Source organism: Phenylobacterium sp., from assembly GCF_036563385.1.
Taxonomy (GTDB): Bacteria; Pseudomonadota; Alphaproteobacteria; order Caulobacterales; family Caulobacteraceae; genus Phenylobacterium.
On record NZ_DATCML010000004.1, the window covers coordinates 809,262 to 821,613 of the forward strand.

The following is a 12,352-nucleotide window of genomic DNA, read 5'->3' on the forward strand; positions in this document are numbered from 1 at the left end:
ATGCGCCAGTGGACCGTCGACGCCTTCGCGCCCGAGCCCTTCAAGGGAAATCCGGCCTGCGTGGTGGAGCCGTTCGCCGCCTGGCCGGACGCGGGGTGGATGCAGCGGCTGGCGGCGGAGAACAACCAGGCAGAAACCGCCTTCCTGCTGAAGACGGACGACCCTGCGCGCTTCGGCCTGCGCTGGTTCACGCCGGCGCTGGAGGTGCCGCTCTGCGGTCATGCGACCCTGGCCTCGGCCCATGTGCTGTTCGCCGAGCTCGGCTTGGCCGCCGCAGAGGTGACCTTCGACACCCAGTCCGGCCCACTGGTGGTGCGACACACAGGCGACCTCTACGAGATGGACTTCCCGGCCCAGCCGCCGCGGCGCTGCGAGGTCGCTGGGCTTGCGGAAGCCCTCGGCGTGCAGCCGGTGGAGGTCTGGGCGTCCAACTATGTGATCGCGGTGTTGGCCGACGAGGCGGCGGTGCGCGCCTGCGCGCCGGACCTCGTCGCCCTGGAGAAGGTGGCTGGCGAGCACACCGGCAGCCGCGGCAACGTCGGGGTGGCGGCCCTGGCCGAGGGCAAGGCCTATGACGTGGTCGACCGCTTCTTCGCCCCCGGCTCGGGCATTCCGGAAGATCCGGCCACGGGCTCCCTGCACTGCATCCTGACGCCCCTGTTCGCGGACAAGCTCGGCCGGCCTCGGGTCACCTTCCACCAAGCCTACCCGGGCCGCGGCGGCGACCTGGACTGCGAGCATCGCGGCGAGCGCGTCCTCCTGCGCGGCCGCGCCACCACCGTGGTCGACGGCGCGCTCAGGATCCTCCCCTAGACGTGCGAACGCCGCCCCGCGGGGACGGGGCGGCGTCGCTGGCTTCGGGCCTGGCGCGTGGGGGCTCGTTAGCGCCGGTAGCCGTCGCCGTAGCCGTAGCCGTAGTCGCGGTCGCGCCGCTCCAGGCGGATCTCGGCGGCCAGCCGGTCGAAGCGCCGGTCGAGGTCGGCGCGCTCCCAGCGGGTCAGGCCGTTCACCCGGTACCGGGATTCCAGCCGCGACAGCTGGCGGAACTCCCGGTGCAGGCGGGTGGCCTCGGCGCGGGTCAGGTCGCCGCGTTGCACGCCGCGGTCGATCCGACGCTCCAACTGCGCCTGCCGCTGGTTGATCGACTGCCAGCCGTCATACGGCTGGGCCGAGGCGGCGGTGGCGGACACGGCCAGCGCGGCGGCCGCGCCGGTCAGGGTCAGGGTGACGAGCTTCTTCATGGTCGTGCTCCTTCGGTCTTCGGCTTGCGGGGAGGGATCAGCGGCGCCAGTCGCGGCGCTCGGCGTAGCCGTACTCATCGTCGCGGTCGTAGCGGCTGTAGCGTTGCGACCGCTCCAGGGCCCGCTCGATGCGGTTCATGGTGGTCAGCACCCGCTGCCGCTCCCAGCCGCTGGCGCGGCCGGTCTCCACGCGCCAGGCGAGAGGCTGGTTCGTGCGCCACATGTCGAGCAGTTCGCGCGCCTCGCCCCAGGACAGCCGGCGCTCGCGCGCGGCGCTGTTGATCTGCCATTCCAGGGCGTCGTAGCGGCCGGTGAACCGCTGGCCTTCGTAGCGGTCGCTGCGGTCGTAGTCGCCGCGCCAGGGCTGGGCGGCGGCGGGGACGGCGGCGGCGCCCAGGGCGGCGACGGCGGCCATCGAGAGCAGGATCTTCTTCATGGGGTCCTCCAGAACCATCCGTGGGGCCGGTCGCCCGGCCTTCGATGACTGGAGAAAACCACACCGCATCTGACGCCCGTCTGAGCCGGGCGTTGTGTTGCGTTCAGGTAGCTGAGCGGCGGTTCAGGCGGCCTGCGGCTGGCCCGCGGTTCCCAGGGTACCGCCGGTGGCGGCGGCGTTCAGCGCGGCGCTGATCGCCTCGTAGAGCTTGGCGATCTCGATGGGCTTGGCCACGTGTCCGTCCATGCCGGCGGCCATGTACTCGGCCACCTGGTGGCTCAGGGCGTTGGCGGTGAGCGCCACGATGGGGATCCGCGGCCGGCCCGCCGCCCGCTCCGCCGCCCGGATCGCCCGCGCCGCCTCGATGCCGTCCATCACCGGCATCTGGATGTCCATCAGGATCAGGTCGTAGCGGCCGAGCTTCCAAGCCTCCACGGCCTCCTTGCCGTCCGGCACGATGTCGATGTCGATGCCCAGCGAGTTCATCACCGCCGTCAGCACCTGGCGGTTGGTGGGGTTGTCCTCGGCGGCGAGCAGGCGGATGCCGGAATCGTGCGACGGCCCGACGGCGGCGCCCGGATCCGTCGCCTCGCCGTGCTCGAGCGGCAGTTCGACGGTGAACACCGACCCCTTGCCCTCGCGGCTCTCCACCACGATCGAGCCGCCCATCATCTGGGTCAGCTCGCGGCAGATGGCGAGGCCCAGCCCCGTCCCGCCGAACCGGCGGGTGGCGGAGTTGTCGGCCTGGGTGAACTTCTCGAACAGGCTGGGCAGCTTCTCCGGCGGGATGCCCACGCCAGTGTCGCGCACCACCATGCGTAGAGCGCCGCTGTCCGGGTTGACGTCGATGGCCGCCGCGACCTCGCCGGCCGGCGTGAACTTCACGGCGTTGGACAGCAGGTTGCCCAGGATCTGGCGCATGCGGTCGGCGTCGCCGCGCCACCAGCCGCTGGCGGCCGCGTCCACCTGCAGCGAGAACGCCAGCCCCTTGGCCTGGGCCTGAGCGGCGTAGCTGTCGCGCGTGGCGGCGAGCGCCGGCTCCAGCTCGAAGTCCTCGGTCACCAGGGTCAGCTTGCCGGCCTCGATCTTGGACAGGTCCAGCACGTCGTTGAGCACGGCCAGCAGCAGGGCGCCGGATTGGCGGATCACGTCCAGCCGCTCGCGCTGGCTCTTGGCCAGCTCGCCCATGGCCATCACCTCGGCCATGGCCAGCACGCCGTTCAGCGGCGTGCGGATCTCGTGGCTCATATTGGCCAGGAACTGGGTCTTCAGCACATTGGCGGCGTTGGCCGCGTCGCGCGCCTGCTCCAGCTCGCGCATGGCCCGCTTCAGGTCCTCCTCGCGCTCGCCGAGCTTGCCGAGCAGGTGGTTGAAGCTGTCGTTCAGGCTCTGGAACAGCTCGTCCTGCGCCGCCACCTCCACGGGCGCGAAGCTGCCGCCGGCCGCCACCTCGTGCATGGCGTCCGACAGGCTCTGAACGGGCGCGATCACCCGCTTGGCCAGGCTCCGGGCCAGAAACAGCGCCACGCCGATGCCGCCGAACAGCAGGGCGAAGGTGAGCGCGATGAACTGCGGCAGCATCGGCCTGAGCGACGGGGCTTCCACCGTGATCGAGAGTTCGCCCACGCGGCGCCCCTGGTGCACCACGTCGGCGCGGATCACCTCCCTCGCGGCCTCGGGCGCCCCCGGCGGCCGGCGATAGGCCGCCAGGGTGCGCCCCTGGGGGTCGACCAGGGTCGCGGAGACCACGCGCTGGCTGGCCGACAGCGCCGTCAGCGGGGCGCGCACGTCCGTGAGGTCGCCGTCAGCGACCGCGGCGGCGGCGGTCTGGGCGGTGATGTGCGCCAGGGACTGGTGGATCTGGTGCGACTGGGTCTTCGCCACCGCCCACTGCTGCAGCATGAAGGTCAGGCAGGCGGCGACCAGCACGACGAGGGTCGTGACAAGGCCGACGCTCGCCACGCGGGCGTGGAAGCTGGCGACGGGGGCCCGGTCGTTCTGGCCGGCGGCTTGGGTCATGGCGCTCGCTGGGGGCGTCAGGGGAGACCCTGCAATAGCCCGATAATCCTAACGGAACGCTTCCGAGGCGCGGTCGCACCCCTGAGTTGTTCGTCCTTCGGGGCGAAACGGCACACGCGGCGCGCGAAACTGTGCCTGCGGGGCCACGTCAGAACCACCGGACCGCGAAAAACATGGTCAATGAACCATGAAGCTGCTGGCCCAAGCTTCACCTTTGATTTACCCTGCTACCGTGGGTTTCCTCACTGGAGGGGTGTTATGGAAAAGGTGTTTGTGGCGCAGAAGGTGGCGAAGAAGCTCTTCGCGACCGAAGCCGCCGTCGACAGTGCGCTGTCGGAAGCTGCCGAGCTGATGAGCGTCATGCTCGCCGCGCGGAAGGACGTGAACACGTCGCTCGTGTTCGCCGACGACTGCCAGGTGAAGCTGATGGAAGCCATGAAGGCCCTCAGCGAAGCGCGCACGGCCATGGTCGGCGTGCACAACGAGCTGAACGAAGCCAAGCTGCGCCTTGGCGTCCGCATCAAGATGGAAGTCGAGAAGCCGGCGATCAGCCGCGTGGAGGCCGAGCAGGTCACCATGCGCAACGCGGGCTGACGCAAGGTTTCCGGACTTTAACTGTTGTTGCACCCCTTGGTCGCACTAAGGGGTGCAACACATGACCGCCTACGCGCTCGCCACACTCCTGCTCGTCTTCATCCTCGGGACCTGCCTCTTCGGGCTTGTGAAGGGCGGTGCGGCGGAGCGGCTCAGCGCGGCGATCATCCTGGCGAACCATCTCGTCGGCATGATCAACCAGGCTTACGGGCCAAACTCCATCGTCACGCTCGCCAACAATGGCGTCACCGCGCTGGTGCTGCTCGGCGTGGCGGTCCGCTTCGCCAGCCCCTGGCTTGGCGGGGTGATGCTGCTGTTCGGCCTGCAGTTCACGCTGCACGCCGCCTACATCGTGCTGCAGCGCGAACGTGACATGCTCTACGTCGCCCTCAGCAATATCAACATCTTCGCGATTAGCCTCTGCCTGCTGGCCGGCGTCCTCAGCGCCATGCGCGGCCGGCGCGCCGCCGCCGTCGCCTAGCCCCGCCGTCCGGCGAAGCTCGCCAGGCCGACGCCGCCCAGGATCAGCGCCAGGGCCACGAAGGCGCTCCAGCCCGGCCGCTCGCCCAGCACCAGCACCCCCAGCGCCGTCGCCCAGATCGGCGCGAGATAGATGCCCATGCTGGTGAACAGCGGCCCTCGGCGCTGGATCAGGAAGACGTAGCCGATGGTCGCCAGGCCCGTGGAGAACACGCCCAGCGCCGCCATGGCGACCAGCGCGTCGGCCGGCGCGGCTGGCGGGGGCCCGTTCATGGCGAAGGCGGCCGGCAGGGCGAACACCAGGGCGCACAGGCACATCATCAGCGCCCCCACCGCGGAGGGCACCGGCGGCGCCCGCTTGGTCACCACATTGGCCACCGCGTAGAGCACGGCCCCGAACAGGGCGGCGGCCAGGCCGGCGGTCTCCAGGGTGAACCCCTGCTGCAGGCGCGGGGCCACCAGGATCACCAGGCCGCTGAAGCCGGTCAGCACGCCAAGCCCCTTGCGCAGGGTGAGGCGGTCCGACGCCACGAAGGCGTGGGCCAGCAGGGCGGTGAAGATCGGCGAGGCCCCGTTGCAGATGGCGTTGACGGCGCTCGGCAGGCGCTGGGCGGCGAAGGCGTAGAGCGCGAAGGGCGCCGCCTGGCCGATGAAGCCGATGGCCAGGTAGAACCGCCAGGCCGGGTGCGACGCGGCCGGCAGGGCCTCGCGCCGGACCGCCAGCACCGGGGCGAGCGTCAGCGCGGCCACGGCCAGCCGCCCAGCCGTGTTCCACATGGGCGGGATGTGCGCCGTGGCGATCTTCAGGGCGGCGAAGGCCGAGCCCCAGCAGACCACCAGAAAGGCCATCACCAGCCAGTCGAACGCCTCGCCGCCCCGCTTCATGCCGCCCTTGGAGCACAGCCTGCGGCCCAGCGCCGCTGAAAACCCGTTTCAGAAAGTTTCTCTTGCGCCGGCGGGGGAACGCTGGCTTTTGGCCGGCGGGCCACGCCCTCCCAACGGGGCGCTGCCCATCTGCAAGGATGGGAGACATCGCAGTGACTACGACTCCGCCGAAGCCGGCCATGCGCCCGGCTCGTCCCGAATTTTCGTCCGGCCCGTGCGCCAAGCGCCCCGGATGGACCCCCGAAAACCTCTCCAGCGCGGTGCTGGGCCGGTCGCACCGGTCCAAGCTCGGCAAGGCGCGCCTGAAGGAAGCCATCGACCGCACCCGCGAGGTGCTGGAGGTGCCGGACGACTTCCTGATCGGCATCGTCCCCGGCTCCGACACCGGCGCCGTCGAGATGGCCATGTGGTCGATGCTGGGCGCCCGCCCGGTGCAGCTGCTGGCCTTCGAGGCCTTCGGCAAGGACTGGGTCACCGATGTCACCAAGCAGCTGAAGATCGAAGCCGAGGTGCTCTCGGCCGACTACGGCCAGCTGCCGGACCTGACCAAGGTGCGCAAGGACGCCGACCTGGTGTTCACCTGGAACGGCACCACCTCTGGCGTGCGCGTGCCGAACGCCGACTTCATCGCCGCCGACCGCGAAGGCATCGTGATCTGCGACGCCACCTCGGCGGCCTTCGCCCAGACGCTCGACTGGGCCAAGCTCGATGTGGTGACCTTCTCCTGGCAGAAGGCGCTGGGCGGCGAGGGCGCGCACGGCGTGCTGATCCTCGGCCCCCGCGCCGTGGCCCGGCTGGAAAGCTACAGCCCGCCCTGGCCGATGCCGAAGCTCTTCCGCATGACCAAGGGCGGCAAGGTGAACCTCGAGATCTTCGAGGGCTCCACCATCAACACGCCGTCCATGCTCTGCGTGGAGGACTACCTCGACGCCCTGAAGTGGGCGGCCAACATCGGCGGCCTTCCTGAGATGAAGCGCCGCGCCGACGCCAACCTCGCCGTGCTCGAGGCCTGGACCCAGCGCGCCCCCTGGGCCGCCTTCCTCGCCGAGGATCCGGAGACCCGGTCCAACACCTCGGTGTGCCTGAAGGTCATCGACCCGCGGGTCACCGCGCTTTCCGCCGACGCCCAGGCCGACTTCGCCAAGAAGCTGGCCTCGGCGCTGGAGAAGGAAGGCGTGGCCCTCGACGTCGGCGGCTACCGCGACGCCCCTCCGGGCCTGCGGATCTGGTGCGGCGCCACGGTGGACACGTCCGACCTGGACGCGCTCACCCCCTGGCTCGACTGGGCCTTCGCCACCGTCTCGGCCGACCTGCAGCCGGCCGCCTAGCTCTCACGGGCCTGCGCCCGGCCATCCCAACGACAGATCCTCCCGTGACCGCACGGGAGGACTCCCTCTCCTGAAGGAGATACCCAATGCCCCGCGTGCTCATCGCCGACAGCCTCTCGCCCGCCGCCGTCGCCATCTTCAAGGAGCGCGGCGTCGACGCCGACGTGAAGACCGGCCTGCCCAAGGACGAGCTCCTCAACATCATCGGCGACTACGATGGCCTCGCCGTCCGCTCGGCCACCAAGGCCGACAAGGACGTGATCGCCGCCGCCAAGAACCTCAAGGTCATCGGCCGCGCCGGCATCGGCGTGGACAACGTCGACATCCCTGCCGCCACGGCCGCCGGCGTGGTGGTCATGAACACCCCGTTCGGCAACTCCATCACCACGGCCGAGCACGCCATCGCCATGATGTTCGCGCTGGCCCGCCAGCTGCCCGCCGCCGACGCCTCCACCCAGGCCGGCAAGTGGGAGAAGAACCGCTTCATGGGCGTCGAGCTCTACGGCAAGACGCTGGGTCTGATCGGGGCGGGCAACATCGGCGGCATCGTCGCCGACCGCGCCAACGGCTTGAAGATGCACGTGGTCGCCTACGACCCGTTCCTCTCGCCCGAGCGGGCGATCGAGATCGGCGTCGAGAAGGTCGAGCTCGATGAGCTGCTGAAGCGCGCCGACATCATCACCCTGCACACCCCGCTCACCGAGAAGACCAAGAACATCCTCTCGGAAGAGAACCTGAGGAAGACCAAGAAGGGCGTGATGATCGTCAACTGCGCCCGCGGCGGCCTGGTGGACGAGGTCGCCCTGCGCAAGCTGCTGGACGAGGGCCATGTGGGCGGCGCCGCCTTCGACGTCTTCGTGCAGGAGCCGGCGAAGGAAAACCCGCTGTTCGGCGCGCCGAACTTCATCGCCACCCCGCACCTGGGCGCCTCGACCAACGAGGCCCAGGAGAACGTCGCCCTGCAGGTGGCCGAGCAGATGAGCGACTACCTGCTCACCGGCGCCGTCACCAACGCCCTGAACAGCCCCTCGGTCACCGCCGAGGAAGCCCCGCGCCTGAAGCCCTTCGTGGCCCTGGCCGAGAAGCTGGGCGCGCTGGCCGGCCAGATGGTCGACTACGGCATCAAGGGCATCGACATCGCCTACGAGGGCCAGGTCGCCAACCTCAACACCAAGCCGCTGACGGCCGCCGCCCTGGCGGGCGTCATGCGCCCGATGCTGGCCGAGGTGAACATGGTCTCGGCCCCGGCCATCGCCAAGGAACGCGGCATCTCGGTCTCGGAGTCCAAGCAGGAGGACAGCCCGATCTACGAGAGCCTGATGCGCATCGTGATCGAGACCGAGAAGGGCCGCCGCGGCTTCGCCGGCTCGGTGCTCGCCGGCGCCCCGCGCATCGTCGAGGTGAAGGGCATGGACCTGGATGCGCCGTTCTCGCCGCGCATGCTCTACGTCAACAACGCCGACAAGCCGGGCTTCATCGGCGCGCTGGGCAACCTGCTGGCCGAGGCTGGGGTGAACATCGCCACCTTCAACCTCGGCCGCGTGACGGTGGGCCAGGACGCCATCGCCATGGTCGGCGTCGACCAGGACGCCTCCCAGGACCTGCTCAAGAAGATCCAGGCTCTCCCCCACGTGAAGGAAGCCCGCCTGCTGAAGTTCTGACCCGCCAGAGCCCTCTCCCACGGCGCAGCCGTGGGAGAGGGTAGGGTGAGGGCCGGCTGGGTTCTGTCCGCCACTCCGGATGCGGAGCCGAGGGCCCTCGACCTCTCATCCAGCGGATGACGCCCTTACGAGCCGGCCCTCACCCTGCCTCTCCCGCAGGCGGGAGAGGGGGTGTCATCACCCCCCGCTCAGCGCCCCGAAGATCAGCAGCTCGTCGCGTTCGCCGAGCGGACGCCTGACGTCCCGCGTCTCCTCCATCCCGACGAACAGCCGCATGTGCTTGCGCACCCGGTCCTGCTCGTCGACGACCCGGAACTTGAGGCCCGGGAAGCGGCGGTCCACATCGTCCAACACCGCGTCCACGGTCGCGCCCGACGCCTCCAGCCGCGTCTCGCCGCCGGTATAGGCGGTCAGCTGCGAAGGGATCAGCACCCGGACCATCAGAGCGGCGCCGCCACGACCGAGTAGATCTCCGGCAGGTGGGCGGCGATCTGGCGCCAGCTCTCCCCCTCATCGCCGCTCATCCACAGCTCGCCGCCGGTGGTGCCGAGATAGAGCCCTTGCGGGTCGTGGCCGTCGGCGCAGAACGCCTGCCGCTTCACCGTGAACCAGCCCTGTTCGGCCGGGAAGCCGCGGTCCTGCCGCGTCCAGCTCGCCCCGCCGTCGCGGGTCCGGTACACCGCCGGCCGGCCGCCCGGGCTGACCCTGGGCCACACGTCCGTGCCGTCCATCGGGAACACCCAGGCGGTGTCGGCGCAGCGGGCGTGCGGCACGATGGAGAAGCCGATGTCGCCCACCTCCGGCGGCATGGCTCGGCCGATCCGCACCCACTCCTCCCCTGGCCGGTCGAGCCGGTAGATGCCGCAGTGGTTCTGCTGCCAGATGCGGTCGGGGTTGGTGGGCGCCAGCGCGATCTGGTGGCTGTCCTGGCCGTACTCGGGATAGGGGTCCGGCAGGAAGTTGGCTTCCACGTTCCGGTTTAGCGGGCGCCAGCTCGCCCCGTAGTCGGTGGTCTCCAGCACGCCCGCCGAGCAGGTGGCCAGGTACATGTGGCGGGCGTCGCGCGGATCGATGCAGATGCCGGCGACGATCGCCCCGTCGGGCGTCCCGCCGTCCGGGGGCAGCCAGTCCATGATCTTCGGGTGTTCGTTGAGCCCGGCGACGCTCTCCCAGGTCTCGCCGCCATCCTCGGAGCGGAACAGCGCCGGCGGAGAGGTGGCCGCCCACCACACCCCCGGCTCGTCGGCATGGCCGGGCTCCAGCCAGAAGGTGTGGTTCACCGAGCGGGCGTGCGGGTCGGTCTTCGGGAAGGCCGGCGGGCGGGCCGCCTCCGCCCAGGTCTCGCCCCCGTCCGTGGAGCGGAAGATGGTGGGTCCGAGGTGGCCCGTGGACGCCGCCATCAACAGGGTGCGGCCGTCCCGCGGGTCGAGCACCAGGTGGTGGACGATCGTGCCCAGGAACACCGGCCCCTGCGGCCGCCATGCGTCTCGTCCGGGGTCGCTGCGGTAGATCCAGGCGCCCTTGCGGGTGCCGATGAGCAGTTGGGTCGCTTGCGTCATGAGATGAACCTCCCGTCCCAGGACGTTCCAAGCTGCGCCCATCCGACACCCGCCGGCTCAGGATGTCACCCCCTGGGGCCGGGGGCGGGCGGATTGGCGTCCCACCAGGCGCGGATCTCGGCGCGCGGGTTGTTCACCAGCCGCGTTTCGGTGTCGAACACCATCACCGGGCGGGTGCGATCGTCGTAGGGCGTCCACCGCGGGATCTTCGGGTTGTTGGGGTCCCCGGTCTTGGCGAAGGCGACCCAGGCCGAGGCGAACTCGCCCGCCACCTTCCGGGCGGGGGCCATGCCCGCAAAGAAGCCGTCGCGCAGCGAGTGGAACGAGGCCGACACGTCGATGCCGTGCACTGCGCCGAACTTCCCGTCGTAGGCCGGCGTCCGCCAGTCCCACTGGTACATGTAGGCGGGGGCCCGCCCCTGGGCCGCCTTGCGCCGGGCCATCTCGTAGGCCGCCCGGCGGCCGCCCGCGTCGGTGAAGGCCTGGGCCTGCAGCAGGAAGGGCGAGGCCTTGGGATCGGCCTTGCGGTAGAGCGCCGCCAGCTCGGCGCCCTTGCCCGGCCAGCGCTGGTCCAGCACCCGCACCAGCCCCGCCTCGTCGAGGTTGAAATTGGTCAGCCCCAGCGCCGCGTCCTCCAGCGTCGTGGAGACGATGATCGGCACGTCCGCCGAAACCTCCGGTGCGGCCGGGTCGAAGGGGTGGTTCGGCAGGGCGTCGGCGCCGATGACCGGCGAGAAATTCCCGCCCACCGCCGTCTGCGCCTCGAGGATCTGCTGCCAGGGCAGCTTCTGGATGTCGGCGATGTTGGCCCGGGTGAGGCCCAGCTGGCGGACCAGCTTCTCGGCCTGGGCGGCGCCGGCCTCGGGCGTCATCAGCCTGAGCGCAGAGCCGGACTGCACCCCGGCGCGATGGAACAGCCCCTTGGCGCCGGGCATGGCCAGGACGGTGGACGTCTTCGCGCCGCCGCCCGACTGGCCGAAGATCATCACCCGGTTCGGATCGCCGCCGAAGGCCTCGATGTTCTCGCGCACCCACTGCAGCGACGCCACCATGTCCATGGCCCCGCAGACGCCCGCGTACTTGAACTCTTCCGGCGCGCCGGCCCCCACCAGGTTGGCGTAGCCGAAGCTCGCCAGCCGGTGGTTGATGGTCACCACCACCACGTCGCCGAACAAGGCTAGGTTCTTGCCGTCGAAGCCCGGCGCGTTCCCGGAGCCGGTGGCGAAGCCGCCGCCGTGGAAGGAGACCATCACCGCCTTCTTGGCGCTGCGGTCGGTGGAGGTCGTCCAGACATTGAGGACCAGGCAGTCCTCGCCCATGCCGCCCACCTGGCGATCCCACATGATCAGCTGGCCGTAGTCGCCCCGCAGGTCGGACTGGGTCTGCGGGTTCACTTGGCCGAAGGCGAAGCACTCGCGCACGCCCGTCCAGGCGGCGGGCCGCTTGGGCGGCATCCAGCGGTTCCGGCCGCCGGTGGGCGCGCCGTAAGGGATGCCCTTGAACTCCCACACCGGCCCGTTGGCGATGCCCTGCACCTTGCCGGTGCGGGTCTCGGTGACGGTGAAGATGCTGCGGGCGCCGGCGCCGGTCCCCAGCCCGGTCGGCGTCTGGGCGAAGGTCCGGGTGGCGCTCAGCGTCGCGCCGGCCGCGGCCGCGGTCAGCAGGGTGCGTCGCGCGACGCCGCGCTGGGTGTTGTCCATGGTCGCTCCTCCCGGCCCGCGCTGCGGCGGGTCCATACCGAAGCTTGGAATAGCCGGGCCTTGCCGTCAAACCTGACGGTTGTGCTGGCTGGCGTGCGGGAGAGCTGTCGCGGGGTCCGTCAGGCTGGGGTGCTGACCTGGGTCACCGGCTGGATGTTGGTGAACTTGGCCACGTCGGCGAACACCTCGCCGGCGCGGGGGCTGGTCATCGAGGCCTGCAGGGCGGCGGCGTCGGCGAAGGTCAGATGGGCCATCGCCACATAGGGCGCCTGGCTTCCGTCGGGGGCCGAGAGGCCCTTGAACACCTGGACGCCGGTCAGGCCGGTGGGGCCGAAGGCCTCCTTCACCAGCGGGATGTGGTGGCTGTCGTAGTACGCCTGGTCGAAGCTCTTCCCGTCCGCGGCGGGATAGAGGACGCTGAGGATCACGGCCATGACGGGCTCCCTTTT

13 protein-coding genes are annotated in these 12,352 nt (G+C 70.6%); 5 read left to right on the forward strand and 8 right to left on the reverse strand.

Translation table 11 applies throughout. The features are described from left to right. Entirely contained in the window at positions 1–813 is an 813-nt protein-coding gene (locus VIL67_RS04875) for a PhzF family phenazine biosynthesis protein (RefSeq protein ID WP_332047710.1), read from the forward strand. Between the two features lie 68 nt (positions 814–881). Here the strand turns inward: VIL67_RS04875 and VIL67_RS04880 are convergent, their stop codons facing one another. The 3 genes from VIL67_RS04880 to VIL67_RS04890 form a co-directional block, all read right to left on the reverse strand. Further along, on the reverse strand, positions 882–1,241 hold the full coding sequence (locus tag VIL67_RS04880; RefSeq protein WP_332047711.1) for a hypothetical protein: 360 nt from the start codon (positions 1,239–1,241) through the stop codon (positions 882–884). A 37-nt stretch (positions 1,242–1,278) separates the two neighbouring features. Further along, the gene (locus tag VIL67_RS04885; RefSeq protein ID WP_332047712.1) at positions 1,279–1,677 is read right to left on the reverse strand and encodes a hypothetical protein; all 399 of its coding nucleotides are present in this window, start codon (positions 1,675–1,677) and stop codon (positions 1,279–1,281) included. A gap of 123 nt (positions 1,678–1,800) precedes the next feature. Then, positions 1,801–3,696 carry an ATP-binding protein gene (locus VIL67_RS04890; protein ID WP_332047713.1) on the reverse strand — a complete coding sequence of 632 codons (1,896 nt, stop codon included), beginning with the start codon at positions 3,694–3,696 and terminating at the stop codon, positions 1,801–1,803. Positions 3,697–3,954: 258 nt separating this feature from the next. Between VIL67_RS04890 and VIL67_RS04895 the strand changes: the two genes are divergently transcribed. Together VIL67_RS04895 and VIL67_RS04900 are read left to right on the forward strand one after the other, a co-directional pair. Beyond that, positions 3,955–4,290: a hypothetical protein gene (locus VIL67_RS04895; protein WP_332047714.1), complete on the forward strand. Its 336-nt coding sequence runs from the start codon at positions 3,955–3,957 to the stop codon at positions 4,288–4,290. 61 nt (positions 4,291–4,351) lie between these two features. Beyond that, positions 4,352–4,771, forward strand: a complete 420-nt coding sequence (locus tag VIL67_RS04900) for a hypothetical protein (RefSeq protein WP_332047715.1) — start codon at positions 4,352–4,354, stop codon at positions 4,769–4,771. Here the strand turns inward: VIL67_RS04900 and VIL67_RS04905 are convergent. After that, entirely contained in the window at positions 4,768–5,655 is an 888-nt protein-coding gene (locus VIL67_RS04905) for a DMT family transporter (RefSeq protein ID WP_332047716.1), read from the reverse strand. The two genes, VIL67_RS04900 and VIL67_RS04905, sit on opposite strands and share 4 nt — an antisense overlap. A gap of 152 nt (positions 5,656–5,807) precedes the next feature. Here VIL67_RS04905 and VIL67_RS04910 point away from each other — a divergent pair, with 152 nt between their 5' ends. After that, on the forward strand, positions 5,808–6,983 hold the full coding sequence (locus VIL67_RS04910; RefSeq protein WP_332047717.1) for a phosphoserine transaminase: 1,176 nt from the start codon (positions 5,808–5,810) through the stop codon (positions 6,981–6,983). 86 nt (positions 6,984–7,069) lie between these two features. Further along, the gene (serA, locus tag VIL67_RS04915) at positions 7,070–8,644 is read left to right on the forward strand and encodes a phosphoglycerate dehydrogenase (protein ID WP_332047718.1); all 1,575 of its coding nucleotides are present in this window, start codon (positions 7,070–7,072) and stop codon (positions 8,642–8,644) included. 177 nt (positions 8,645–8,821) lie between these two features. On the opposite strand, the gene VIL67_RS04920 is transcribed toward serA, so the two are convergent. The 4 genes from VIL67_RS04920 to VIL67_RS04935 all read right to left on the reverse strand — a co-directional run bounded on the left by VIL67_RS04920 (position 8,822) and on the right by VIL67_RS04935 (position 12,337). Further along, on the reverse strand, positions 8,822–9,085 hold the full coding sequence (locus tag VIL67_RS04920) for a MoaD/ThiS family protein (RefSeq protein WP_332047719.1): 264 nt from the start codon (positions 9,083–9,085) through the stop codon (positions 8,822–8,824). Further along, entirely contained in the window at positions 9,085–10,203 is a 1,119-nt protein-coding gene (locus VIL67_RS04925) for a WD40/YVTN/BNR-like repeat-containing protein (RefSeq protein ID WP_332047720.1), read from the reverse strand. Before VIL67_RS04925 ends, VIL67_RS04920 begins: the two co-directional genes overlap by 1 nt. 65 nt (positions 10,204–10,268) lie before the next feature. Beyond that, on the reverse strand, positions 10,269–11,903 hold the full coding sequence (locus VIL67_RS04930; RefSeq protein WP_332047721.1) for a carboxylesterase/lipase family protein: 1,635 nt from the start codon (positions 11,901–11,903) through the stop codon (positions 10,269–10,271). A gap of 119 nt (positions 11,904–12,022) precedes the next feature. Then, positions 12,023–12,337, reverse strand: coding sequence for an EthD family reductase (locus tag VIL67_RS04935; protein WP_332047722.1), 315 nt, complete (start codon positions 12,335–12,337; stop codon positions 12,023–12,025). Between the last annotated feature and the right edge of the window lie 15 nt (positions 12,338–12,352).